The sequence below is a fragment of the Enterobacter asburiae genome, from assembly GCF_001521715.1.
Taxonomy (GTDB): Bacteria; Pseudomonadota; Gammaproteobacteria; order Enterobacterales; family Enterobacteriaceae; genus Enterobacter; species Enterobacter asburiae.
The window spans coordinates 833,843-857,420 of sequence record NZ_CP011863.1 but is presented as its reverse complement, the minus strand read 5'-3'; the positions used below and the strand labels follow the sequence as shown (position 1 = coordinate 857,420).

The 23,578-nt window shown below is 55.4% G+C and carries 24 protein-coding genes; 3 read left to right on the top strand and 21 right to left on the bottom strand.

What is annotated here, in order from left to right; translation table 11 throughout:
- Positions 1 to 10 precede the first annotated feature (10 nt).
- The 18 genes from thiK to yceD form a co-directional block, all read right to left on the bottom strand.
- Positions 11 to 835 (bottom strand): thiamine kinase, encoded by an 825-nt coding sequence (gene thiK / locus ACJ69_RS04230; protein WP_059346488.1) that lies wholly within the window; start codon positions 833 to 835, stop codon positions 11 to 13.
- A complete protein-coding gene (gene lpoB, locus ACJ69_RS04225) occupies positions 816 to 1,460 on the bottom strand; it encodes a penicillin-binding protein activator LpoB (protein ID WP_103791505.1) in 645 nt (214 codons plus the stop codon). The genes thiK and lpoB overlap by 20 nt, the downstream gene beginning before the upstream one ends.
- A 13-nt stretch (positions 1,461 to 1,473) precedes the next feature.
- Positions 1,474 to 1,848, bottom strand: a complete 375-nt coding sequence (locus ACJ69_RS04220; protein ID WP_023311159.1) for a YcfL family protein — start codon at positions 1,846 to 1,848, stop codon at positions 1,474 to 1,476.
- A gap of 1 nt (position 1,849) precedes the next feature.
- Complete coding sequence (gene hinT / locus ACJ69_RS04215) at positions 1,850 to 2,209, bottom strand: purine nucleoside phosphoramidase (RefSeq protein WP_006809243.1); 360 nt, start codon at positions 2,207 to 2,209, stop codon at positions 1,850 to 1,852.
- Positions 2,210 to 2,456: 247 nt separating this feature from the next.
- The gene (gene ptsG / locus ACJ69_RS04210) at positions 2,457 to 3,890 is read right to left on the bottom strand and encodes a PTS glucose transporter subunit IIBC (RefSeq protein ID WP_023311158.1); all 1,434 of its coding nucleotides are present in this window, start codon (positions 3,888 to 3,890) and stop codon (positions 2,457 to 2,459) included.
- A gap of 297 nt (positions 3,891 to 4,187) precedes the next feature.
- Entirely contained in the window at positions 4,188 to 4,982 is a 795-nt protein-coding gene (locus ACJ69_RS04205; RefSeq protein ID WP_029739870.1) for a metal-dependent hydrolase, read from the bottom strand.
- Positions 4,983 to 4,992: 10 nt separating this feature from the next.
- Entirely contained in the window at positions 4,993 to 5,997 is a 1,005-nt protein-coding gene (gene holB / locus ACJ69_RS04200; protein ID WP_059346487.1) for a DNA polymerase III subunit delta', read from the bottom strand.
- Complete coding sequence (gene tmk, locus ACJ69_RS04195; RefSeq protein WP_029739872.1) at positions 5,994 to 6,635, bottom strand: dTMP kinase; 642 nt, start codon at positions 6,633 to 6,635, stop codon at positions 5,994 to 5,996. The genes holB and tmk overlap by 4 nt, the downstream gene beginning before the upstream one ends.
- Positions 6,625 to 7,647, bottom strand: coding sequence for a cell division protein YceG (yceG, locus tag ACJ69_RS04190; RefSeq protein ID WP_047648096.1), 1,023 nt, complete (start codon positions 7,645 to 7,647; stop codon positions 6,625 to 6,627). The genes tmk and yceG overlap by 11 nt, the downstream gene beginning before the upstream one ends.
- A 2-nt stretch (positions 7,648 to 7,649) precedes the next feature.
- The gene (gene pabC, locus ACJ69_RS04185) at positions 7,650 to 8,459 is read right to left on the bottom strand and encodes an aminodeoxychorismate lyase (RefSeq protein ID WP_059346486.1); all 810 of its coding nucleotides are present in this window, start codon (positions 8,457 to 8,459) and stop codon (positions 7,650 to 7,652) included.
- A gap of 120 nt (positions 8,460 to 8,579) precedes the next feature.
- Complete coding sequence (gene fabF / locus ACJ69_RS04180; protein ID WP_059346485.1) at positions 8,580 to 9,821, bottom strand: beta-ketoacyl-ACP synthase II; 1,242 nt, start codon at positions 9,819 to 9,821, stop codon at positions 8,580 to 8,582.
- 91 nt (positions 9,822 to 9,912) lie between these two features.
- Entirely contained in the window at positions 9,913 to 10,149 is a 237-nt protein-coding gene (acpP, locus tag ACJ69_RS04175) for an acyl carrier protein (RefSeq protein WP_003857954.1), read from the bottom strand.
- Between the two features lie 154 nt (positions 10,150 to 10,303).
- Positions 10,304 to 11,038 (bottom strand): 3-oxoacyl-ACP reductase FabG, encoded by a 735-nt coding sequence (fabG, locus tag ACJ69_RS04170; protein ID WP_008500795.1) that lies wholly within the window; start codon positions 11,036 to 11,038, stop codon positions 10,304 to 10,306.
- 12 nt (positions 11,039 to 11,050) lie between these two features.
- A complete protein-coding gene (gene fabD, locus ACJ69_RS04165) occupies positions 11,051 to 11,980 on the bottom strand; it encodes an ACP S-malonyltransferase (RefSeq protein WP_059346484.1) in 930 nt (309 codons plus the stop codon).
- Between the two features lie 15 nt (positions 11,981 to 11,995).
- Positions 11,996 to 12,949, bottom strand: a complete 954-nt coding sequence (locus ACJ69_RS04160; protein ID WP_008500797.1) for a beta-ketoacyl-ACP synthase III — start codon at positions 12,947 to 12,949, stop codon at positions 11,996 to 11,998.
- Between the two features lie 6 nt (positions 12,950 to 12,955).
- Positions 12,956 to 13,990, bottom strand: coding sequence for a phosphate acyltransferase PlsX (plsX, locus tag ACJ69_RS04155; RefSeq protein ID WP_059290957.1), 1,035 nt, complete (start codon positions 13,988 to 13,990; stop codon positions 12,956 to 12,958).
- Between the two features lie 80 nt (positions 13,991 to 14,070).
- Entirely contained in the window at positions 14,071 to 14,244 is a 174-nt protein-coding gene (rpmF, locus tag ACJ69_RS04150; RefSeq protein WP_003857964.1) for a 50S ribosomal protein L32, read from the bottom strand.
- Positions 14,245 to 14,260: 16 nt separating this feature from the next.
- On the bottom strand, positions 14,261 to 14,782 hold the full coding sequence (gene yceD / locus ACJ69_RS04145; RefSeq protein ID WP_014883375.1) for a 23S rRNA accumulation protein YceD: 522 nt from the start codon (positions 14,780 to 14,782) through the stop codon (positions 14,261 to 14,263).
- A gap of 140 nt (positions 14,783 to 14,922) precedes the next feature.
- Between yceD and ACJ69_RS04140 the strand changes: the two genes are divergently transcribed.
- A complete protein-coding gene (locus tag ACJ69_RS04140; RefSeq protein WP_047648098.1) occupies positions 14,923 to 15,507 on the top strand; it encodes a Maf family protein in 585 nt (194 codons plus the stop codon).
- A 66-nt stretch (positions 15,508 to 15,573) separates the two neighbouring features.
- Here ACJ69_RS04140 and rluC read toward each other — a convergent pair whose 3' ends face one another.
- Positions 15,574 to 16,521 (bottom strand): 23S rRNA pseudouridine(955/2504/2580) synthase RluC, encoded by a 948-nt coding sequence (gene rluC / locus ACJ69_RS04135; protein ID WP_024909023.1) that lies wholly within the window; start codon positions 16,519 to 16,521, stop codon positions 15,574 to 15,576.
- Positions 16,522 to 17,093: 572 nt separating this feature from the next.
- On the opposite strand from rluC, the gene rne reads away from it, so the two are divergent.
- The gene (rne, locus tag ACJ69_RS04130) at positions 17,094 to 20,240 is read left to right on the top strand and encodes a ribonuclease E (protein WP_059346483.1); all 3,147 of its coding nucleotides are present in this window, start codon (positions 17,094 to 17,096) and stop codon (positions 20,238 to 20,240) included.
- A gap of 41 nt (positions 20,241 to 20,281) precedes the next feature.
- Here the strand turns inward: rne and ACJ69_RS04125 are convergent, their stop codons facing one another.
- Complete coding sequence (locus ACJ69_RS04125; RefSeq protein ID WP_407027162.1) at positions 20,282 to 21,184, bottom strand: LysR family transcriptional regulator; 903 nt, start codon at positions 21,182 to 21,184, stop codon at positions 20,282 to 20,284.
- A gap of 145 nt (positions 21,185 to 21,329) precedes the next feature.
- Here ACJ69_RS04125 and ACJ69_RS04120 point away from each other — a divergent pair, with 145 nt between their 5' ends.
- On the top strand, positions 21,330 to 22,544 hold the full coding sequence (locus ACJ69_RS04120) for an MFS transporter (RefSeq protein ID WP_059346482.1): 1,215 nt from the start codon (positions 21,330 to 21,332) through the stop codon (positions 22,542 to 22,544).
- Positions 22,545 to 22,619: 75 nt separating this feature from the next.
- On the opposite strand, the gene flgL is transcribed toward ACJ69_RS04120, so the two are convergent.
- On the bottom strand, positions 22,620 to 23,573 hold the full coding sequence (gene flgL, locus ACJ69_RS04115) for a flagellar hook-associated protein FlgL (RefSeq protein ID WP_054829818.1): 954 nt from the start codon (positions 23,571 to 23,573) through the stop codon (positions 22,620 to 22,622).
- Positions 23,574 to 23,578: the final 5 nt, after the last annotated feature.

Below are 23,578 nucleotides of genomic sequence, written 5' to 3'. Positions count from 1 at the left end.
TCCACCTCTCTTATCCTTTAGTTTGTAACTGACGCCAGGCATCGTCTGCCAGCGCAATAAATTGTTTGTCTCTGGACTGCCGATAGCGCATTTCAAACCAGCCAGCCATTAACATGATGACCCAGGGTCGCCAGCGTCTGACCTGACGCCTCAGCGCGTCGGGGTCAATATGCGCTACCCGGGCGTAGTCCCTGATGAGCATCTGCCGCGCGGCTTCACTCTCCGTCCAGACTGCCGCCAGCTCCAGCGCCACATCGCCATCTCCGGCATACTCCCAGTCGATAAGCCTGATGCCCGCTGGCGTATGAACAATATTCCCGGCATGAACATCCATATGCAGCGGCGCGAGCCGAATCGGCTGCGGCTCGCCCGTTTTACGCAGCCGCTTGAGATTTGCCAGCCATACTGTTGTACGCCTGTCAGGCAGGGCTTGCTGCCAGTAATGTACCAGCAGAGGGAATAACGTCGTTCGCCATCCCAGACGTGGCTGCCGGTGCAGATGATACAGCATCGACGCGAGCGCCGGCGTGTCCGGCAGCGCGCTTTTAACTTCACCTTCCAGATAGTCGACGGCCATCCAGCCCTGTCTGAAAAAACGAGGGGCAGGCACGAGATCCGGCGGAAGACGTCTCAGGGCACGAAACTGACGACGGAAATGGGAGGCAGGAGCAAAGGGGTCGTGATTTTGCCGCAAGACCAGACGTCGTTCGCCCTGCTCTATAATGCAACTCGCGCCGCCAAGCCCGGAATGGGCCTGCGGCGCGATAAGGCGGTACTGAGGAAAATAGCGCGTCAGAATCTCTTCACGCGTGCTGTCATTGTTGCGTAACCGCACCTTTACCTGACCAGATAATTTCGCCTGTCTGAACCAGCATCAGCTGCATCTGCAGGGCTGGGGTATTCACGTTACCGGTGGCGTTAGAGTACAGCACATACTGTGCGCCAACGTTACGGGCAATGCCGATCGCCTTGCTGCGGGTACCGAGGCTATCCTGCGGCGACAGGCCCAGCTGCTGTTTGGCGACCGCGAGCTGCTGAGCCGAAACCAGCGTAAACTTGCCGTTGTTAGCCAGAGCATTACGCAGGGTTTCCGTCGCTTCACCCGCGTTCAGTGAACCGTTGGTACGGTTGTTGACGCTGTCGACCAGCAACACGCTGCCCGCCGTCACGCCCTGCGCCTGCAGCATTTTGCCGACCATCGGCTGCATTGCCCCGTTCCAGTCGTAATGGCGCACGCGCGGCGTGGGCTGTGACGTCTGGTCCGGATGTTCAATCGGGCCTGGCTGCGCCGGAATAGACGGTACAGACGGCACGGTTGGCTGCTGCTGCGTTGGCGGCGTCGGCTGTTCAGTACCCGGTTTAGCCTCTTCCACAGGCGCAGGCTGTTCAGTTCGGGTCACACACCCTGCAAGAAACAGAGCGAAAGCTGTCACGAGCGCATAGCGGCTCAAATTTTTAATCAAGGTTCACCCCTCAGAGATAAAGATAAAGTCTCACCTTATGCGCACCCAGATAGTTGGCGCTGCCATAGAGCGTTACCGACGACCTGGCCGGAATGGTGACGCTGCGCGGCGCCTCCAGCGGATGCATTTCAAGACCTCTTACGTCATACCAGAAAAAACGGTAGTGAACCGTCACTGGTTCATGTCTTTCATTAAAGAGCGTAGAGGAGGCAGATGAGTTGATTTCACTGATAGTCAACGCGGGCTGTTGCGCCGTGATGCCCGCGGCAAGCACGGAGGACTCCATGACCAGCGTCTGTTCATCATTCACGGGTATCGCCGGACGCGAGCTGCACCCCACAATCATCATCGCCATTACCAGCGCTGCAATACGCCCTTTCAGCATGTCAAAGACCTTTATGTGCCAGCATCGGCCCCAGAGGACGTCCACCCAGCAGATGCATGTGAATATGATAAACTTCCTGGCCACCATGGCGGTTGCAGTTCATGATCAGACGGTAACCGTCTTCTGCAATCCCTTCCTGTTCAGCGATTTTGGCTGCCACCGTCAGCATACGACCTAACGCCACTTCATGCTCGGTTTTTACGTCGTTTACAGTCGGAATCAGAATATTGGGAATGATAAGGATGTGCGTCGGAGCCTGAGGGGAAATGTCCCGGAAAGCCGTCACCAGTTCATCCTGATAGACGATATCTGACGGAATTTCGCGGCGGATAATTTTACTGAAAATCGTTTCTTCAGCCATGACCTTTTCCTTTTTTGTTTAATCTGGCGCAATGCGTCCGCTGTAAACACACTCCCGGGATCGGTGTGTGACACAATCCAAGAGTATGAGCGAGTTTCTCCTGTCCTTTCAACCTCCTCCCTCGATTTCTTTCCTGAATGTTCATCAGCTGACTGAAGAGTGACCGCTCTCGCGTCTCAGTGGCGTTTTTTAAGACACAAATAAAAAAGGCAGCCATTCGGCTGCCTTAGTCTCCCCAGGTCACAACTTAGTTGCTGCGGATGTACTCATCCATTTCGGTTTTCAGGTTATCGGATTTGGTACCGAAGATTGCCTGTACACCAGAACCTGCAACAACTACGCCCGCTGCGCCCAGTTTTTTCAGACCCGGCTGGTCTACTTTCGCTACGTCGGCAACGCTCACACGCAGACGAGTGATGCACGCGTCCAGGTTAGTGATGTTCTCTTTACCGCCGAACGCTGCGACCAGTGCCGGAGCCATTTCGCTGGTAGCGCCAGCTTTGCTGTCTTCTGTCGCATCTTCACGACCCGGAGTTTTCAGGTCCAGTGCTTTAATCAGCACGCGGAAGATGGTGTAGTAAACAACGGCATAGCACGCACCCACGATTGGGAACAGCCACAGTTTGCTGCTGTTACCGGACAGAACGATGAAGTCGATCAGACCGTGAGAGAAGGACGTACCGTCACGCATACCCAGCAGGATACAGATTGGGAACGCCAGGCCCGCCAGAATCGCGTGGATAACGTACAGGATCGGCGCAACGAACATGAAGGAGAACTCGATCGGCTCGGTGATACCGGTCAGGAACGAGGTCAGCGCTGCGGAGATCATGATACCGCCCACTTTTGCACGGTTCTCTGGCTTAGCAGAGTGCCAGATAGCAATCGCAGCGGCTGGCAGACCGTACATTTTGAACAGGAAGCCACCAGACAGTTTACCTGCAGTTGGGTCGCCCGCCATATAACGTGGGATATCGCCGTGGAATACCTGGCCTGCTGCGTTGGTGAATTCACCAATCTGCATCTGGAATGGAACGTTCCAGATGTGGTGCAGACCAAATGGCACCAGGCAACGCTCGATGAAGCCGTAGATACCAAACGCCACAACCGGGTTCTGGTAAGCAGCCCACTGAGAGAAGGTCTGGATAGCAGAGCCGATTGGTGGCCAGATGAAGGACAGGATCACGCCAGTGAAAATCGCTGCCAGACCAGAGATGATCGGAACGAAACGCTTGCCCGCGAAGAAGCCCAGATACTCAGGCAGCTTGATGCGATAGAAACGGTTAAACATATACGCTGCAATCGCACCGGAGATGATACCGCCCAGAACACCGGTGTCCGCCAGGTGTTTCGCGGCGATCTCTTCTGCCGGTAAATGCAGAACCAGCGGCGCAACCACAGCCATGGTTTTCACCATGATGCCGTAGGCAACCACTGCAGCCAGCGCAGAAACGCCGTCGTTATTGGTGAAGCCCAGAGCCACACCGATCGCGAAGATCAGTGGCATGTTAGCAAAGACAGAACCGCCTGCTTCGGCCATCACGTGGGAAACTACGGCTGGCAGCCAGCTGAAGTTAGCAGAACCGACACCCAGCAGGATACCTGCGATAGGCAGTACGGATACTGGCAGCATCAGCGATTTACCGACCTTTTGCAGGTTAGCAAATGCATTCTTAAACATAATTGAGAGTGCTCCTGAGTATTTGTGCTTTTTTTACGCTTTCACGCATTGGCCCGGGGGGAGTACCGTGCCGTGGACAGGACATCTAAGCGCCCTTTATTTATTACACAGAGTAAAATAATTCCCTCTGAGTTTGTTTGACGGCTATCACGTTTCAGCTTAAGGCGGTCGAAAAACTTTCAGTTATTTACAAAAAGCATGTCCGGATGTGTCTAAAAACACCCTCACCGCCCCAAATGAGGCGGTGAACTTTACTCGCTTTACTTATTAATTACGAGCCTAAAAAAAACAGGTGTATCAGACAGATTGCAGGCGGGCGGGGTCGATATGGAACAGCGTGGAGAAGTTTTCCGTCGTCACGCGGGCCAGCTCATCGATGCTGACGCCCTTCAGTACGGCCATGTACTCAGCCACGTCTCTCGTCATAGCGGGCTGGTTCTCTTTACCGCGATGCGGTACCGGTGCCAGGTACGGAGAATCCGTTTCCACCAGAATGCGATCGAGCGGAACATAACGTGCAGCATCACGCAGCTGCTCAGCATTACGGAACGTCACGATCCCCGAAAACGAGATATAAAACCCCAAATCAAGCAGCTTCCCCGCCGTTTCTCTGTCTTCTGTGAAACAGTGTAGTACGCCACCGCAATCCGTCACGTTTTCTTCCCGGAGGATCGCCAGGGTATCCGCGCGCGCGTCGCGGGTGTGGACGATAACCGGCTTGTTCAGCTCCCGGCCAATGCGAATATGGTTGCGGAAGGACTCCTGTTGGCGCGGTTTGGTTTCCGGCGTGTAAAAGTAGTCCAGCCCGGTCTCGCCCATCGCCACCACGCCCTCTTCTGCTGCCAGTCGGCGCAGATCCTCAACGTCGTACGCCTCGTCCTGATTCAACGGGTGCACGCCGCAGGAGAACACCACGTTATCGCGAACGCCCACCAGCTCACGCATGGAGCGGTAGCCCGGCAGCGTCGTCGCCACCGCAAGACAGAATTTCACATCGCGGGCAGCGGCTTTTGCCAGCACGTCATCCACGTTTTTATGCAGGGATTGATAATCCAGGCCATCAAGATGGCAGTGTGAGTCGACTAAAAACATAATGTCTCTCTCAGAGATGGGAAACAGGCGGTGTGACGCCGGGTTGCAGGTAATGTTCGATGCGCAGTAACTGGTCGGTCAGTAAAAGCTCGCGATTAAGGCCCGTCACGGTTAAAAGCTGTTCACGGCTCTGGCAAATTTCATGGAGCATCGCGTGAAGAATCTTTCCCGAGAGGCGGTTCGCCAGCGTATTCACCAGCGGCCACGCGTCCGGGTTGGTCAGCAGCGTTGCCCCTTGCTGGATTTTGAGCGCATCCAGCAGCAAGGAGGCCAGCCAGTGCAAACGCTCAACGGCCCGATCGCTGTTAAGCGCAGGCAGTAAACTTAGCCAGTCGTGACTGTTCAGCGACGTATCCACGGCCCGGCAGAGCGTTTCTCGCTCTGACCAGACGTCAGGCTGCAGTAGTGCCAGCGCCGCCGCGGGCGCGCCGCTGCTCAGGCGCAAGGCGGTCAGCGCGCTCTCAGGTGACGTTGTCACCTCTCGTTCAAGCCAGCTCAGCGCCCACGATTCCTGAGGTACTGCAAGGTGATGAAGACGACAACGGCTGCGCAACGTCGCCAGCAATCGTCCCGGGTCACGGCATGAGAGGAAAAACCACGTTTTAACCGGCGGCTCTTCCAGGGTTTTAAGCAGGGCGTTAGCCGCAGCCTCGGTAAGCAGCGTGGCGTCTTTAAGCCAGACCACTTTTGCACCGCCCAGCCGCGCATGTTCATACAGTTTTTCACTGACTTCACGCACGGCATCAATACCGAGCGCGCTTTTTCCCTTCTCAGGCTCAAGAGTGTAGTAGTCAGGATGCGTCCCCGCCTGCATCAGCTGGCAGCCACGGCATTTACCACAGCTCTTGTGCCCTTCCGGCTGCTGACACATCAGAAAACGGGTGATGGCATAAATCAACGCATCATCACCCATTCCTGGCAATGCCTGAATCAGTAACGCATGATGCCCCCGACCCGCCTGATAGCTGCCGATCAGCTGTTCAAAGTGTGGGCGCAACCATGGATACCATTTCATGCCTGCTGCTCCTGCACCCACTGCGTAATGGTGTGCTGAATGTCGCGCGTGACGTCGTCCAGGGACTGCGTCGCATCGATGGTACAAATTGAGCTGTCCTGTGCGGCCAGCTCAAGATAGCGCGCACGGGTGCGGTTAAAGAAATCAAACGACTCTTGTTCAATGCGGTCCAGCTCGCCGCGCGCGCGGGCACGTTTGAGCCCCACTTCCGGGGTCACATCCAGATAGAGCGTCAGGTCGGGGCGAAAATCCCCCAGTACGGCATTACGCAGCGTTGCGAGCATTGTCTGGTCGATGCCGCGTCCTCCGCCCTGATACGCCTGAGTCGACAGATCGTGACGGTCGCCGATCACCCACTTACCCTCGGCCAGGGCAGGTTTGATAATCGTCTCAACCAGCTGAACGCGCGCCGCGTAGAACATCAGCACTTCGGCTTTGTCAGTGATAACTTCGTCGCCCACGGATTTAATATCCAGTACCAGGCTGCGCAGCTTTTCAGCCAGCTGCGTGCCGCCCGGCTCGCGGGTAAATACCATGTCCGCCACGCCAAGCGCTTTGAGCGTATCCACCACCACGTTGCGGGCGGTGGTTTTACCCGCCCCTTCGAGTCCCTCAATGACAATGTATTTACTGCGCATTTTTTTCCTTAAGTGCCTTCAGATAGTCCTGAACAGAGCGATTGTGGCTGGCAAGGTTGGTGTTAAAGGTATGCCCCCCTTTTCCATCAGCCACAAAATAGAGATACGGTGTTTTAGCCGGATGCGCGGCGGCTTTGAGCGACGCTTCGCTCGGCGTGGCGATCGGGCCCGGCGGTAAACCGCTAATCACGTAGGTATTATACGCCGTTGGCGTCTCCAGATCTTTTCTTGAGATCTTGCCGGTATAGCTCTCACCCATGCCGTAGATTACGGTAGGGTCGGTTTGCAGACGCATGCCAATTCGCAGACGGTTGATAAATACTGACGCCACCCGATCGCGCTCAGCAGCGACGGCCGTCTCTTTCTCAACGATCGAGGCCATGGTCACGAACTGGTTCGGATCGCTGTAAGGCAATCCTTCCATCCGCCCTTCCCAGGCGGCATCTACGGCGGCAACCATTTTTTTGTGCGCCCGCTTCAGGATAGCCACATCGGTCGTGCCTGCCGTGTACATCCAGGTGTCTGGCCAGAACCAGCCTTCCACCCATTCCGGATGTTCAAGCTTCAGCGCTTCTGCCACCGTCTGATAGCTATCGTCTTTTAACGTATGTTTGATATACGGCGCGTCACGCAGCTGTTTGAGATAATCGCTCAGGCGCATCCCTTCCACAAACCGCAGGGGGAACTGGGCTTCTTTGCCGCTTTCCAGCAGCTGCAGCATCTCTCTGACGGTCATTCCCGGCGTAAAGCGATAGGTGCCGGCTTTGAAATGTGACAGCTCAGGCTCCACGCGCAACAGCCACTGGAATACCCTTGGACGATTAATAATCTTGTCGCCATAGAGCTGTTCCCCCAGCGCCTGACGGCCGGTTCCCGCTTTCAGGGTAAAGATCGTTTCGTCTTTAACCAGGATCTTGCTGTCCGCCAGCTGGCGAACTTTCCATACGCCAGCTCCGCCAGCGACGCCCAGCGCAACGATGAGGATAAGGACAAAGCGCAACATTTTTTTCATGACTATCTGGTTTGCTCACATATCGGGGCTAAAAACTGAAACAGTTCGCGCGAAGACCAGCGTTGTTGGCCATACGCACGGACGGGTACAACAGGCATCAGCGCATTGCAGATGATGACTTCATCGGCAGTCTGTAGCGCGGCTTCTCCTGCGCTAACTTCGACAACGCGAAAGCCAGAGCGTGCCAGCTGTTGCAGACAAAACTGACGCATTAACCCATTTACGCCAGCGTGCTCCAGCGACGGAGTGAACACCTCTTCCCCCTGCCGCCAGAGTAAATTAGCCGCACAGCATTCCGTAATGAACCCTTCGCTGTCAAGAACCAGCGCCTCTTCGGCGTCCGTCTGTTCAAGATGAGTACGAATGAGCACCTGCTCGAGGCGGTTGAGATGCTTAAGCCCGGCCAGCATCGGGTTTCGTCCCAGTCGTACTGGGCTCAGCGTCAGAGTGATGCCGTCTTCTCGCCAGCGAGAATAATGTGCGGGATAAGCAGAAACGGAGAGGATACGCGTTGGGTTGAGGCACGATGCAGCGCTGTAACCCCGGCCACCACTGCCGCGGCTGATGATGACTTTGAGTACGCCGCTGTCCTTCCCGGTTGCCAGCTGGCACATTTCCTGACGCAATGTGTCCCAGTGCGTAAAGGGGATCATTAGCTTTTCACAGCCATGCTGCAGGCGTCGAATGTGCGCCTCCAGCAGGCAGACATCACCGTCCAGAATGCGCGCCGTCGTAAAGCAACCATCACCGAACTGTATCGCCCTGTCGCTGGCAGGCAGCGTGTCCTGCTCAAGGCCATTGATTAAAAACATGGTGGCTCCTTATGCGTGGGCAATTAGTCTGGCAGGATGTCATGCAACCGACAAGAAGATTAGGCTTAATAAAAAAGGCCCGGCAAGCGGACCTTTTTAAATGCTATCGGGACGTCAGGATCAGATCTTTTTGAAGATCAGAGAACCATTGGTGCCACCGAAGCCGAAGGAGTTACACAGGGTGTACTCCATACCGCTAACCTGACGCGCTTCGTGAGGAACGAAGTCCAGATCGCAACCTTCATCCGGGTTATCCAGGTTGATGGTTGGCGGAACAGCCTGATCGCGCAGCGCAAGGATGGAGTAGATTGACTCTACCGCACCCGCCGCACCCAACAGGTGACCGGTCATGGACTTGGTGGAGCTCACCATTACGCGGCTGGCAGATTCGCCGAAGATAGACTTAACCGCCTGAGCTTCAGCTTTATCGCCTGCAGGCGTAGAAGTGCCGTGCGCGTTCACGTAGCCAATTAGTGCTGGAGTAATACCCGCATCACGAATCGCGTTTTCCATCGCCAGCGCAGCACCCGCGCCGTTCTCAGGAGGAGACGTCATGTGGTAAGCATCGCTGCTCATGCCGAAACCAACGATTTCAGCATAAATTTTCGCGCCGCGTTTTTTCGCGTGCTCGTACTCTTCCAGTACGATCATGCCCGCCCCGTCGCCCAGCACAAAGCCGTCACGGTCTTTATCCCACGGACGGCTCGCCGCCTGCGGGTTATCATTACGGGTAGACAGCGCACGCGCCGCACCGAAACCGCCAACACCCAGTGGAGTACTGGCTTTTTCAGCACCGCCCGCAACCATAGCATCTGCATCGCCGTACGCAATAATGCGCGCGGCCTGGCCGATGTTATGTACGCCAGACGTACAGGCAGTCGCGATAGAAATGCTTGGCCCACGCAGGCCGAACATGATGGTCAGGTGACCCGCCACCATGTTAACAATCGTGGACGGAACGAAGAACGGGCTGATCTTACGCGGGCCGCCATTCATCAGCGATGTATGGTTTTCCTCGATCAGGCCAAGACCGCCAATCCCGGAGCCGATAGCGGCGCCGATACGGGTTGCGTTCTCTTCCGTAATCTCAAGGCCAGAATCCTGCATGGCCTGAACGCCAGCGACAATTCCATATTGAATGAAGGCATCCATCTTGCGCTGTTCTTTGCGCGAGATGATCTCTTCACAGTTAAAATCCTTTACTAAGCCAGCAAATTTCGTTGCATAGGCGCTAGTATCGAAATGGTCGATTAGGCTGATGCCGCTCTGACCGGCAAGGAGAGCTTTCCAGGTGGACTCTACGGTATTGCCGACAGGAGACAACATGCCAAGTCCGGTCACAACTACACGACGCTTAGACACGTTTGTCCTCCAGGGAGGGATAAAAAAAGAGATTCGTGGGAATAAAAAAGATAAAACTCAGGCGGTCGAATGACCGCCTGGAGATGTTCACTTACGCCTGGTGACCGTTGATGTAATCAATGGCAGCCTGAACGGTGGTGATCTTCTCAGCTTCTTCGTCCGGAATCTCAGTATCAAACTCTTCTTCCAGAGCCATTACCAGCTCAACGGTGTCAAGAGAATCTGCGCCCAGGTCTTCAACGAAGGAAGCGGAGTTCACAACTTCTTCCTGCTTAACGCCCAGCTGTTCGCCGATAATTTTCTTAACGCGTTCTTCGATAGTGCTCATACTCTTAAATTTCCTATCAAAACTCGCTTTCGCGATGGTTTTCGTAGTGTATAAAATGTTGAAAAATTTGCAACTAAATCCCGGCAGTTCTTACCACGATTTTACGTTATTTTGAGGCCATTCGCCCTAATAACGCAAATATTTTTCATCGTGGTTAAACCATATACATCCCGCCGTTGACGTGGAGGGTCTCACCAGTGATGTAACCCGCTTCGTCAGAGGCTAAAAATGCAACCGCGCTGGCGATTTCTTTAGGGTCGCCAAGACGACCCGCCGGAACTGCCGCCAGCGTACCCGCACGCTGCTCATCAGTCAGCGCACGCGTCATGTCCGTTTCAATAAAGCCCGGAGCAACAACGTTTACCGTAATACCGCGGGACGCAACTTCACGCGCCAGCGACTTACTGAAACCAATCAGACCTGCTTTCGCCGCAGCGTAGTTAGCCTGACCAGCATTTCCCATGGTACCAACCACAGAACCGACAGTGATAATACGACCGTGACGCTTTTTCATCATAGCGCGCATTACCGCTTTTGACAGACGGAATACAGATGACAGGTTGGTTTCGATGATATCGTTCCACTCGTCGTCTTTCATTCGCATTAACAGGTTATCGCGAGTGATCCCGGCATTGTTTACCAGAATATCCACTTCACCAAACTCTGCGCGAATATTTTCCAGAACAGATTCGATAGATGCAGGTTCGGTCACATTCAGTACCAGACCTTTACCGTTTGCACCCAGATACTCGCTGATGGCCTGAGCGCCATTCTCGCTGGTTGCTGTACCAATCACCTTCGCGCCGCGCGCAACCAGTGTTTCAGCAATTGCACGCCCGATACCGCGGCTTGCGCCAGTGACCAGGGCGATTTTTCCTTCAAAACTCATGGTATTCCTCTTTTATTGCGAGAGTGCCGCTGACATCGCTTCCGGCTCGTTAATCGCCGAGGCTGTCAGGGTGTCAACAATACGTTTTGTCAGACCGGTGAGGACTTTACCTGGGCCGACTTCATACAGATGCTCAACGCCCTGAGCGGCCATAAACTCAACGGTTTTGGTCCACTGTACCGGGCTGTAGAGCTGGCGAACCAGTGCGTCACGGATAGCTTCCGGCGTGGTTTCGCATTTCACATCGACGTTGTTCACAACGGAAATCGTCGGTGCGTTAAACGTAATTTTTTCCAGCTCAACCGCCAGTTTCTCGGCAGCAGGCTTCATCAGCGCACAGTGAGACGGCACGCTGACCGGCAGCGGCAGCGCACGCTTAGCACCGGCTGCTTTACAGGCCGCACCTGCACGTTCAACCGCTTCTTTATGACCGGCAATAACCACCTGGCCCGGCGAGTTGAAGTTTACCGGAGAGACAACCTGGCCTTCAGCAGATTCTTCACACGCTTTTGCAATTGCAGCATCATCCAGACCGATGATGGCAGACATGCCGCCCGTGCCTTCCGGCACCGCTTCCTGCATGAATTTACCGCGCAGTTCAACCAGACGTACCGCGTCAGCAAACGCGATCACGCCGGCACACACCAGCGCAGAGTATTCACCCAGGCTGTGACCTGCGAGCAGCGCTGGCGCTTTACCGCCCTGCTGCTGCCAGACGCGCCACAGCGCAACGGACGCGGTCAGCAGCGCTGGCTGGGTCTGCCAGGTTTTGTTCAGTTCTTCGGCCGGACCCTGCTGGGTCAGCGCCCATAAATCATAACCCAGTGCATCAGAAGCCTCACGGAAAGTCTCTTCAATTACCGGATAGTGTGCTGCCATTTCAGACAACATCCCAACGGTTTGAGAGCCCTGGCCCGGGAACACAAAAGCAAATTGCGTCATTTTTTATTCCTTATACTAGAAACGAACCAGCGCGGAACCCCAGGTGAACCCGCCACCGAAGGCTTCAAGCAAGACCAGCTGGCCCCGTTTGATTCGTCCATCGCGTACCGCTTCATCAAATGCGCACGGTACCGACGCCGCAGAGGTGTTGCCGTGACGATCCAGCGTCACTACAACGTTATCCATCGACATGCCCAGCTTTTTCGCGGTAGCGCTGATGATACGCAGGTTCGCCTGATGCGGCACCAGCCAGTCGAGGGCGGAACGCTCAAGGTTATTCGCTTCCAGCGTTTCATCAACGATGTGTGCAAGCTCAGTCACCGCCACCTTGAACACCTCGTTCCCTGCCATGGTCAGGTAAATCGAATTGTCCGGATTAACGCGATCGGCGTTAGGCAGGGTCAACAGTTCGCCGTAGCTGCCATCAGCATGCAGATGCGTAGAGATGATACCCGGCTCTTCGGACTGCCCCAGCAGTACCGCGCCCGCACCATCACCAAAAATAATGATCGTTCCGCGATCGGTTGGATCGCAGGTGCGCGCCAGCACGTCAGCACCGATCACCAGCGCATATTTAACGGCACCGGATTTCACGTACTGGTCGGCAACGCTCAGCGCATAGGTGAAGCCTGCGCACGCGGCAGCGACGTCAAACGCCGGACAGCCTTTAATGCCGAGCATGTTTTGCACCTGGCACGCCGCGCTTGGGAAAGCATGCGTGGCAGACGTGGTGGCGACCACGATCAAACCAATCTGTTCTTTATCAATGCCGGCCATTTCGATTGCACGCTGTGCGGCTTCGTAACCCATGGTCGACACAGTTTCGTCTGGCGCGGCAATACGACGTTCACGGATACCTGTGCGCGTGACAATCCACTCGTCAGACGTATCTACCATTTTTTCCAGATCGGCGTTGGTACGCACTTGTTTTGGCAGGTAGCTGCCGGTACCTAAAATCTTCGTATACATGTACGCTCAGTCACTTTTAGCTAATACAGATTCCAGGCGAGCGGCAATCCGCTGAGGGACTTGTCGCTGCACCGCCTGCACTGCCTGTTCAATCGCGACAGCAAATGCTCGCTGATTGGCGGCGCCATGACTCTTAATCACGATGCCGCGCAATCCTAACAGACAGGCGCCATTATACTGGTCGGGGTTGAGGTGACTGAATCGCCGCGTCAGGCTCTTTTGTAACCAACGCTTCAATAAAATTAGCCACCAGGCGCTTTTTTTGCCTTCTCCCTGAGATTTCAGCAGAGAAAGAAACATGCGCACGACCCCTTCCATGGTCTTCAACGTGACGTTTCCGGTGAAGCCATCGCACACCAGAACATCCGTTTTACCCGTCAACAACTCATTGGCTTCGAGATAACCAATATAGTTGATGGAGGGAACCTGTTTGAGCAATTCAGCCGCTTCGCGAATGCTGTCCAGGCCTTTGGTCTCTTCTTCACCAATGTTCAGTAACGCAACACGGGGAGTGTTGATCCCGACGACTTCTTCTGCCAGCACCGATCCCATCACGGCAAACTGAGCCAGCATAGTACTATCACAGTCGACGTTAGCGCCCAAATCGAGCACCACCGTTTTGCCCTTCTGCTGATGCGGTAACACCGTTACCAGCGCCGGACGCTCAATACCTTCAATAGGCTTGAGCAGTAATTTCGACAGCCCCATCAGCGCGCCGGTATTCCCCGCGCTGACGCAAGCCTGAGCTCGCCCTTCTTTCACCAGCTCCAGCGCTATCCGCATAGAGCTGCCACGACTATTGCGAATGGCCTGCGAGGGTCGGGCATCACTGGCAATAACTGACTGCGCAGGAATAATCTGCAGACGCGAACGTTGTTCAAAGTCAGCTTTTGCGAGTAATGGCGTGATTGTGTCGGGATTGCCGACTAAAAGAAGTGTGAGTTGCGAATTAGAATTCAGTGCCTGCAATGCTGCAGGCACTGTCACGGAAGGGCCAAAATCTCCCCCCATGACATCTAACGCCAGGGTTAGACGTGTCAAGGTATCGTCGCAGCCTGGTTCGGTAAATTCCCCGTTTGCACGGGGAAATCCTCACTAAGCCTAATCACGCTTGCGCGTGATTACTTAGTGATAACCTTGCGGCCGCGGTAGAAACCGTCAGCGGTGATGTGGTGACGCAGGTGTTTCTCACCAGAAGTCTTGTCTACAGACAGGCTGGTAACTGCAGTCAGCGCGTCATGGGAACGACGCATGCCACGTTTGGAACGGGTTGGTTTATTCTGTTGTACGGCCATGGACCTTACTCCTCAATTACTTACGCTTTAAGCTGGCTAATACGGCAAATGGGTTTGGTTTTTGCGCTTCATCAGGCAGTTCCCCAAAGACCATGTCCGCCTCGGACACTTCACAGTGTTCAGAATCATGCACCGGAACCACTGGCAAGGTGAGGATGATTTCATCTTCAACCAGAGCCAGAAGATCGATTTCACCGAATTCGTTAACCTCAATCGGCTCATACGCTTCCGGGAGTGCTTCAGCCTGTTCGTCAGAACGAACCGGACTGAAACAATACGTTGTGTGAACATGCTGTACAAACGGTTTCCCGCAACGCTGACATTCGAGCGTTACCGTCACCTTTGCATCACCGGTTAAAACGGCGAGACGCTGGTTGTCGATAGCGAACGACATGGAGCATTCTACATCACTGTCCACACTGACTACGGATTCGGCAATACGCTCAGCCTGATCGGAAGTATAGATACCTTCGTAATCGAGGCGTTTTTGAGCCGTACGAACCGGATCAAGAGTCAGGGGTAATTTTACCTTTTGCATAGGGCGCGCATATTAACTTTGTAACGTCATAGAGTCAAAGAAAAAGGCAACCAGAGCTGCCTTTTGCCAATTATTCGCACACATTGCGGCCTGTAGTTTAAAATGGCTGGCATCGATACGCTATATCTGGTGATAAAAATATGCCAAATCTCGTCCTTGCTTCCACATCGCCCTACCGCCGAATGCTGCTGGAAAAGCTCGGGATCCCGTTTGAATGCGCCGCGCCAGAGGTCGATGAGACGCCACAGCCGGGCGAATCACCGCGTCATCTGGTGATGCGTCTTGCTAAGGAGAAAGCGCAGTCGCTGGCCGCACGTTACCCCGCACATTTGATTATAGGCTCAGACCAGGTTTGCGTGCTGGACGGCGAAATCACCGGCAAGCCCCATACGGAGGAGAACGCCTGTCAGCAGCTTCTGCGTGCGCGAGGCACTATCGTGACCTTTTATACCGGCCTGGCGCTCTATAACTCCGCCACCGGCCATCTGCAAACGGAGTGCGAGCCGTTCGACGTACACTTCCGCCATCTCAGCGAGCAAGAGATCGTGGATTATGTGCGCCGGGAACGTCCGCTGAACTGTGCGGGGAGCTTTAAAAGTGAAGGATTGGGGATTGCGCTGTTCGACAAGCTGGACGGACGCGATCCCAACACGCTGGTGGGGTTACCGCTAATTGCTTTGTGTCAGATGTTAAGACGAGAAGAGTGTAATCCACTGACCATGTGACTGAAACGTTGCGGCCTGATTCCCTCACCCCGGCCCTCTCCCACAGGGAGAGGGAGGAAAGCAAACTCAGCCGCGCAGAACCTTAAGACAGCGTTTCAGCTGCTCATCTAGCGGCGCTTCAATACGGATGACTTCACCTGTATTAGGATGGGTAAACTTCAGCGCTGCCGCATGCAGGAACAGACGCGACAGTCCCGTCCCCGCCAGCTGCTTATCAAACTCGCGGTCGCCATAGCGGTCATCAAAGGCAATTGGGTGCCCTGCAAACTGCGTATGCACGCGGATCTGGTGGGTACGACCGGTCACCGGACTGCAGCGCACCAGCGTGGCAAACTCATAGCGCTCTTCAACCTTAAAGCGCGTCTCAGACGGTTTTCCTTCCTGGCTCACGCGGACAATACGTTCGCCGCTTTGCAGAATGTTCTTCAGCAGCGGCGCCTGCACCACTTTTACATGGGACTGCCACTGACCGCGCACCAGCGCCAGGTAGTCTTTCTGCATTCCTTTTTCACGCAGCTGTTCATGCAGAGAACGCAGCGCAGAACGCTTTTTCGCCACCAGCAGTACGCCAGAGGTATCACGGTCAAGACGGTGCACCAGTTCAAGGAAGCGCGCTTCCGGGCGCAGGGCTCGCAGTCCTTCAATCACGCCGAAGCTCAGACCGCTACCGCCATGGACAGCCGTTCCTGACGGTTTATTGAGCACCAGAATGTGGTCATCTTCGTAAAGGATCACATCGCTCAGGGCCGCCACTTTCTGTAGCTTCGGTGAAACGGTCTCTTCTTCACGTTCCGCAACGCGCACCGGCGGAATACGCACTTCATCGCCCGCCTCGAGTTTGTACTCGGGCTTCACGCGTTTTTTGTTAACCCGCACCTCGCCCTTACGCAGGATGCGGTAAATCATGCTCTTTGGCACACCTTTCAACTGGGTGCGCAAAAAGTTATCGATACGTTGCCCCGCGTCATCTTCGGCGATGGCAACCATTTTTACGGCTGGAGTCTCTGTTTTCATGGTTGGCGATTCTAAATATCGTCAGCCATTAGCGCCACTCATTTTTCTATGCTTATATTTACTTTTATCCGGCCAGCTCCCGGTTTCGCGCAACCGATTTGGTGGTTATTAAACCAATTGCCATTCTGAAGTGAAGAAACTGTGAGTAACCGGGTGATAATTGGTAAAAGTCATCTTGCTATAACCCGGCGAGCAGTGGAATAATGAGGCTGTTTTCCGTGTTAAATCCTGGTTAAGTAAGGATGTTGACGGAATGACCAATTTTGTCTGACCGATCATCCACGCAGCAATGGCGTAAGACGTATTGATCTTTCAGGCAGTTAGCGGGCTGCGGGTTGCAGTACTTCCCGGTATAAGGATTGTTCTCTGGAGAGTTCTACCCAGGCAATTCCCCTGATAATTGCGCTGTGTTTCCGTATGAAACACAGGCAACCGACACTCTGCGCCTCTTAAGCGAGCGACAACCGTGAGGTTGGCGACGTGAACAGACACGAGGCCATCGGTTCATACCCCGGAAAGCGTCACCTTGCCCGCAGCTTTGTCGTCAATGTAAGAATAACGAGTAAGTTACGATGAAAAGAATGTTAATCAACGCAACTCAGCAAGAAGAGTTGCGTGTCGCCCTTGTGGATGGGCAGCGCCTGTACGATCTGGATATCGAAAGTCCTGGACACGAACAGAAAAAAGCGAACATTTACAAAGGTAAAATCACCCGCATTGAACCAAGCCTTGAAGCTGCATTTGTCGATTACGGTGCTGAGCGTCATGGTTTCCTCCCTCTGAAAGAAATCGCCCGCGAATATTTCCCCGCAAACTACAACGCCCATGGCCGCCCAAACATCAAAGATGTTCTGCGTGAAGGTCAGGAAGTTATCGTTCAGATTGATAAAGAAGAGCGTGGCAACAAAGGTGCCGCACTGACCACCTTTATCAGCCTGGCAGGGAGCTATCTGGTTCTGATGCCTAACAACCCTCGTGCGGGTGGCATCTCTCGCCGTATCGAAGGTGATGACCGTACCGAGCTGAAAGAAGCGCTGGCAAGCCTCGAACTGCCTGACGGCATGGGGCTTATCGTGCGTACCGCAGGCGTTGGCAAATCAGCCGAAGCGCTGCAGTGGGACCTGAGCTTCCGTCTGAAGCACTGGGAAGCCATTCAGAAAGCAGCTGAAAGCCGCCCTGCTCCGTTCCTGATCCACCAGGAAAGCAACGTCATCGTGCGTGCCTTCCGTGATTACCTGCGTCAGGACATCGGTGAGATTCTGATCGATAACCCGAAAGTGCTTGAGCTGGCGCGCCAGCACATCGCCGCGCTGGGTCGTCCGGATTTCACCAGCAAAATTAAACTGTACACCGGTGAAATCCCGCTGTTCAGCCACTATCAGATCGAATCCCAGATTGAGTCCGCCTTCCAGCGTGAAGTGCGTCTGCCATCCGGCGGTTCTATCGTTATCGATACCACTGAAGCGCTGACCGCTATCGACATCAACTCCGCACGTGCAACGCGCGGCGGTGATATCGAAGAGACCGCCTACAACACTAACCTCGAAGCCGCTGATGAAATCGCCCGCCAGCTCCGCCTGCGCGACCTGGGTGGTCTGATTGTTATCGACTTCATCGACATGACTCCTGTTCGCCACCAGCGTGCGGTTGAAAACCGTCTGCGCGAAGCGGTGCGTCAGGACAGGGCGCGTATCCAGATTAGCCATATCTCACGCTTTGGCCTGCTGGAGATGTCCCGTCAGCGTCTGAGCCCGTCTCTCGGCGAGTCCAGCCATCACGTTTGTCCGCGCTGCTCCGGCACCGGTACCGTGCGTGATAACGAATCTCTGTCCCTCTCCATTCTGCGTCTGATTGAAGAAGAAGCGCTGAAAGAGAACACCAAAGAGGTTCACGCCATTGTGCCGGTGCCCGTTGCCTCTTACCTGCTCAACGAAAAACGTGCAGCGGTAAGTGCGATTGAAGCGCGTCAGGGTGGCGTTCGCTGCATCATCGTGCCAAACGATCAGATGCAGACCCCACACTATCACGTGCTGCGCGTGCGTAAGGGCGAAGAGACGACCACTCTCAGCTACCTGCTGCCGAAGCTGCATGAAGAAGAGATGGCTCTGCCATCCGATGAAGAGCCTGCCGAGCGCAAACTGCCAGAGCAGCCTGCGTTAGCGACCTTCATCATGCCAGAAGCACCACCGGAAGCAGCTCTGGAAAAACCTGCTGCCAAACCTGAAGCGCAGAAACCAGAAGCAGCTGCTGCGAAAGCCCAGCCGGCACAGCCGGGTCTGCTGAGCCGCTTCTTTGGCGCGCTGAAGAAGATGTTTGCTGAAGAAGAAGTTCAGCCAGAACAGCCGAAAGAAGAGCCAAAAGCGGCCAAGCCAGAGCGTCAACAGGACCGTCGCAAGCGTCAAAACAACCGCCGCGATCGTAACGACCGCAGCGACCGTAATGACCGTAATGACCGTAATGACCGTAATGACCGCAGCGAGCGTCGTGACAACCGTGACAACCGCTCTGAGAATAACGAAGGCCGTGAGCAACGCGAAGACAACCGCCGCAACCGTCGCGAGAAACAACAGCCGAACGTTGAAGATCGTGAAATTCGCCAGCAGGCGGGCGATGAGTCTGAGAAGAGCAAACAGCGTGACGACCAGCAGCCGCGCCGTGAACGCAGCCGTCGCCGTAACGACGAGAAGCGTCAGGCACAGCAGGAAGTCAAAAACCTGAACCGCGAAGAGCCTGTTGAACAGCAGGACGGCGAGCAGGAAGAACGCACTCAGGTAATGCCGCGTCGTAAGCAGCGCCAGCTTTCTCAGAAAGTTCGCTTCGCCTCTGAAGCAACCGAAGAGTCAGGCGCTATCGCGGTTGAAACCAGCGAGATCGCAACCGGTACACAGCTGGCGAAAGTTGATCTGCCAGCGGTCGTTGAAAACAACGTTGAGCAGGATGATAACGGTGAAAACCGTGATAACGCCGGTATGCCGCGTCGTTCACGTCGTTCTCCACGTCATCTGCGCGTCAGCGGCCAGCGCCGTCGTCGCTATCGTGACGAGCGTTACCCAACCCAGTCGCCAATGCCGCTGACCATTGCCTGTGCTTCACCAGAAATGGCCTCCGGCAAAGTCTGGATCCGCTACCCGGTTGCTCGCCCGGAGCAGGTTGTTGAAGAACAGCCTGTAACCGAAGAGGTGATTGCACCCGCAGCCGCGGTAGAAGCTGTCGCGACTGAAGCGGCAACCGTGGTTGAACCTCAGGTTGTTGAAGCTGAAGCGCCTCACGCAGTGGAAGTTGAAACCACCCATCCAGAAGTGATTGCCGCGCCGGTTGATGCCGCACCGCAGCTTATCGCCGAAGAAGATGCCGTGGTGGCTGAGGAAGTCGCTGAAGAGGCTGAACCTGTAGCCGCAGTGGAAGACACCGCTGAAACCCTGGTTGAAACCACCGCTGAAGAAGTCGTTCAGGACGTTGAGATTCAGGTTGAACCGGTTGTCGAAGAAGCGAAAGCGCCTGAGGTGAAACCTGAGCCGGTTGTTTCTGCACCAGCCGCAGCCCACGTGGCGACAGCACCAATGACGCGCGCCCCGGCGCCGGATTACGTGCCAGAAGCCCCGCGCCACAGCGACTGGGTACGCCCGGCGTTCAGTTTCGACGGTAAAGGCGCTGCAGGCGGCCACAGTGCAACGCATCAGGCGACTGCACCGGCAACGCGTCCGCAGTCTGTCGAATAACGACGCTGAAAGTAAAAAGCCGACCTTAGGGTCGGCTTTTTTTATGGCTGCTGCACGGGCTTTCTCATCCCGGTGACCTCGGGCATGACCTGCCGCATCAACTCCAGAAAACGCCGCAAGCGTGCCGGATAATAGCGGGACCAGGGGTAAACCAGATGCACCGGTAACGCCGATGGCTGCCAGTCTGGTAGCAAATGCACCAGCCGCCCTTCCCGAATATCATCCTGTACCGTCCAGCTGGATACCACCGCCACCCCAAGGCCGGTGAGCGCCGTATTGCGTGCGACATACAGGCTGTCGGTGCTCAGCCGTGGCGTAATAGCAATCCGCGCGGTGGCAGGTGATGCATCGTGAAAAAGCTCCACGTGGCGCTGGTAGAATGAGCTAATCGCTATCCAGGGAAACTGCTGCAAATCCTCCGGCGTGTTGACCGTCGGAAAACGGGCCAGCAGTGCCGGTGAAGCCACTACCGAGCGCGGCACTTCGGCCAGCAGCACGGACACGGTCGCAGGATCGACTTCCACGCCCACCCGAATCGCACAGTCAAGGTTATCGCCGAGGAAGTCCGCCGACCGATCGTTAAGCATCCACTCAATGGAAAGCTGCGGATAACGTTGCAAAAACTCGGTTACGGGTTTCAGAAGCTGGTCCTGACCAAACGCGTGCGGAGCGCGCACCCGCAGCACGCCTACAGGCTCATCTTCCGTCTGCCCCACCTCATCTTCCAGCGCCAGCCAGCTGTCAATCACCCGACGGGCGTGCTGATAGCAGCGCTCGCCGTCATCCGTCAGCCGCGTCGTGTGGGTGGTGCGCAATATCAGGCGCACGCCCAGCATGGTCTCAAGCGACTGTAACCGTCTGCTTACCGTGGCCTGGGTAGTGGCCAGCTGCCGTGCCGCCGCTGAGAGGGAACCGGCCTCCACAATACGAACAAACGTCCGCATTAACTCCACCCTGTCTATACGCTCAGCTCTTTTCATCGCATTTTCATTTATACGTTCAACGTATAAGCGTTTTACCACCGGGCCCGCTACCGTCGCAAGGCGTACTGATAAAAAATAGCCTCACACGACGAATGAGGAACATCTTATGAACACAACAACCGCCGCCCATGCGGTGAGCCGCTGGGTAATCTTAATGCTGGCGATCGGTGCAGGTTTCAGCGTGGCATCTATCTATTATGCCCAGCCTCTGCTGCCGCTGATGGGCGCAGACCTTCACCTGAGTATCGAAGGAATGGGCCTGGTCCCGACGCTCACCCAGGCGGGATATGCCCTGGGGATCCTGTTCCTCCTACCGCTCGGCGATCGCCACGACCGCAGGACGTTAATCCTGATAAAGAGTGCGGCGCTGGCGCTGTTTCTTCTCGGCTGTAGCCTGACCGGGCAGATCCATTCTCTGCTGCTGGCAAGCCTGCTCATCGGCATGGCCGCCACCATGGCACAGGATATCGTCCCTGCCGCGGCCATCCTTGCGCCGGAAGGTAAACAGGGGAAAACCGTGGGCACGGTAATGACCGGGCTGCTGATGGGTATCTTATTATCAAGAACAGTAAGCGGCGTGGTGGGCGAAGCGTTTGGCTGGCGCGTCATGTACCAGCTGGCGGCGGCGAGCATTGCGTTCATCGGGGTAATGATGTGGTTTGTGCTTCCCCGTTTTGCCATTCACTCCACGCTGAGCTACCCCGCGCTGATGCGCTCAATGGAACATCTCTGGCGTCGCTATCCGGCGCTGCGCCGTGCGGCGCTGGCTCAGGGTTTTCTGTCAGTTGCCTTTAGCGCCTTCTGGTCTACGCTTGCGGTCATGCTGCTGGAACGCTATCACCTCGGGAGTGCCGTAGCGGGTGGTTTTGGTATTGCAGGTGCCGCCGGTGCGTTAGCTGCCCCGCTGGCAGGGGGTCTGGCAGACAAACTGGGCGCAGGAAAAGTCACGCAGCTTGGTGCCGTTCTTGTGACCGTCTCATTCGCCCTGATGTTCCTGATGCCCGCGTTGGGCGTTCATGGACAGCTGATTCTGATCGCCATCTCCGCCGTCGGGTTCGACCTGGGCCTGCAGTCCAGCCTGGTCGCTCACCAGAACCTGGTTTACAGCCTTGAACCGCAGGCGCGGGGTCGTCTCAACGCCCTGCTCTTTACGGTGGTCTTTATCGGGATGGCGCTGGGTTCCGCGTTAGGCAGCAATATCTACTCGCTGGCCGGCTGGACGGGCGTGGTCGCGCTGGCGACAGTCTGTGGCGTCATTGCGCTGGCAATCCGTCTGATAGAAAGCGCACGAGTCGCCTCCGCACCGGCGGAAATTGCATAAAAAAAATGCCCAATCCAGACGGATTGGGCAGTAAAACATGCCCAGTTTCAAGACATGTTCCAAGAGGTCAAGATGTTATTTGTTCAGCTGGAACAGAGACATGCCCTGCATATCGCTAAACGCTTTATAAGACGCCTGCAAGGCCGCCTGCTGCATGGTGTAAGAGGAAATCGCTTCGTTCCAGTCAACATCAACCAGGTCACTCATCTGCTTGGTCTGACCCAGCGCGCGGTCATCGCCCAGCGTATCGAATTTTTCCAGCTCGTTCATCTTGGTTCCCACATCTGCAACGACCGTGAGGATATTGTTCTGGGAGTTTTTGATGCCGATTTGCGCATTGGCAATCACCTGGCTTTGCGCCGTTGCAGCAGCCGGATCGTTCTCAATCGGTGTCTTCAGCGAGGCAATAGCAGAGTCCAGGATTTTGAACATGTTGGTCTGGCCATATCCACCGCCCGGCAGCTGTTCCGCATTACTGGTAATGCTTTCGAAAATTTGCTGTCCGGTATGGCTAATGGTCATATTTCGCGCCGTATCAACCTGCTGCGTGATGGCCTCAGCGCCGCCGTTGTAATCTCCGGTCGCGGCATCAAACGGTGCGCTCTCGGTTTTGTATCCCGCAAAGATAAATCGACCATTACCATCCGTCGTGTTGGCCAGGTTCATCAGCTGATCGCGGATCCCCTGAATATCGGTCGCCAGAGAAAGACGGTCGTCATCGCTTAATGTGCCGTTCGACGCATAAACGAGCTTCTCGCGAACGCTCGAGATCGCGGTATTCACCTGAGATAACACGTTATCTTCCAGCGAAACCTTCTGCGTTGCAAAGGTACGCGCGAGCGCGAACTGGCTATTTTGCGACTGAGACTGTGACAGAACGATGGCCTGCGATGCGGCGATAGGATCGTCCGAAGGACGATTGACGCGCTTGCCGGTGGACATCTGCTCACCGTAGCTCAGCCATCTGCTCTGGGAATCGGTGATCCCACGCATGTTCTGCTCGTACATCATCTGGGTGCTAATACGCATTGTTC

Bases quoted from the DNA above. Each gene is read 5' to 3' on its own strand.
- fabG (WP_008500795.1), bottom strand. From the start codon at position 11,038: ATGAGTTTTGAAGGAAAAATCGCCCTGGTCACTGGCGCAAGCCGCGGT.
- ptsG (WP_023311158.1), bottom strand. From the start codon at position 3,890: ATGTTTAAGAATGCATTTGCTAACCTGCAAAAGGTCGGTAAATCGCTG.
- holB (WP_059346487.1), bottom strand. From the start codon at position 5,997: ATGAAATGGTATCCATGGTTGCGCCCACACTTTGAACAGCTGATCGGC.
- pabC (WP_059346486.1), bottom strand. From the start codon at position 8,459: ATGTTTTTAATCAATGGCCTTGAGCAGGACACGCTGCCTGCCAGCGAC.
- ACJ69_RS04140 (WP_047648098.1), top strand. From the start codon at position 14,923: ATGCCAAATCTCGTCCTTGCTTCCACATCGCCCTACCGCCGAATGCTG.
- rne (WP_059346483.1), top strand. From the start codon at position 17,094: ATGAAAAGAATGTTAATCAACGCAACTCAGCAAGAAGAGTTGCGTGTC.
- rluC (WP_024909023.1), bottom strand. From the start codon at position 16,521: ATGAAAACAGAGACTCCAGCCGTAAAAATGGTTGCCATCGCCGAAGAT.
- ACJ69_RS04220 (WP_023311159.1), bottom strand. From the start codon at position 1,848: ATGCTGAAAGGGCGTATTGCAGCGCTGGTAATGGCGATGATGATTGTG.
- tmk (WP_029739872.1), bottom strand. From the start codon at position 6,635: ATGCGCAGTAAATACATTGTCATTGAGGGACTCGAAGGGGCGGGTAAA.
- rpmF (WP_003857964.1), bottom strand. From the start codon at position 14,244: ATGGCCGTACAACAGAATAAACCAACCCGTTCCAAACGTGGCATGCGT.
- flgL (WP_054829818.1), bottom strand. From the start codon at position 23,573: ATGCGTATTAGCACCCAGATGATGTACGAGCAGAACATGCGTGGGATC.
- ACJ69_RS04205 (WP_029739870.1), bottom strand. From the start codon at position 4,982: ATGTTTTTAGTCGACTCACACTGCCATCTTGATGGCCTGGATTATCAA.
- fabD (WP_059346484.1), bottom strand. From the start codon at position 11,980: ATGACGCAATTTGCTTTTGTGTTCCCGGGCCAGGGCTCTCAAACCGTT.
- ACJ69_RS04125 (WP_407027162.1), bottom strand. From the start codon at position 21,184: ATGCGGACGTTTGTTCGTATTGTGGAGGCCGGTTCCCTCTCAGCGGCG.
- hinT (WP_006809243.1), bottom strand. From the start codon at position 2,209: ATGGCTGAAGAAACGATTTTCAGTAAAATTATCCGCCGCGAAATTCCG.
- acpP (WP_003857954.1), bottom strand. From the start codon at position 10,149: ATGAGCACTATCGAAGAACGCGTTAAGAAAATTATCGGCGAACAGCTG.
- ACJ69_RS04160 (WP_008500797.1), bottom strand. From the start codon at position 12,949: ATGTATACGAAGATTTTAGGTACCGGCAGCTACCTGCCAAAACAAGTG.
- yceD (WP_014883375.1), bottom strand. From the start codon at position 14,782: ATGCAAAAGGTAAAATTACCCCTGACTCTTGATCCGGTTCGTACGGCT.
- yceG (WP_047648096.1), bottom strand. From the start codon at position 7,647: ATGAAAAAAATGTTGCGCTTTGTCCTTATCCTCATCGTTGCGCTGGGC.
- ACJ69_RS04120 (WP_059346482.1), top strand. From the start codon at position 21,330: ATGAACACAACAACCGCCGCCCATGCGGTGAGCCGCTGGGTAATCTTA.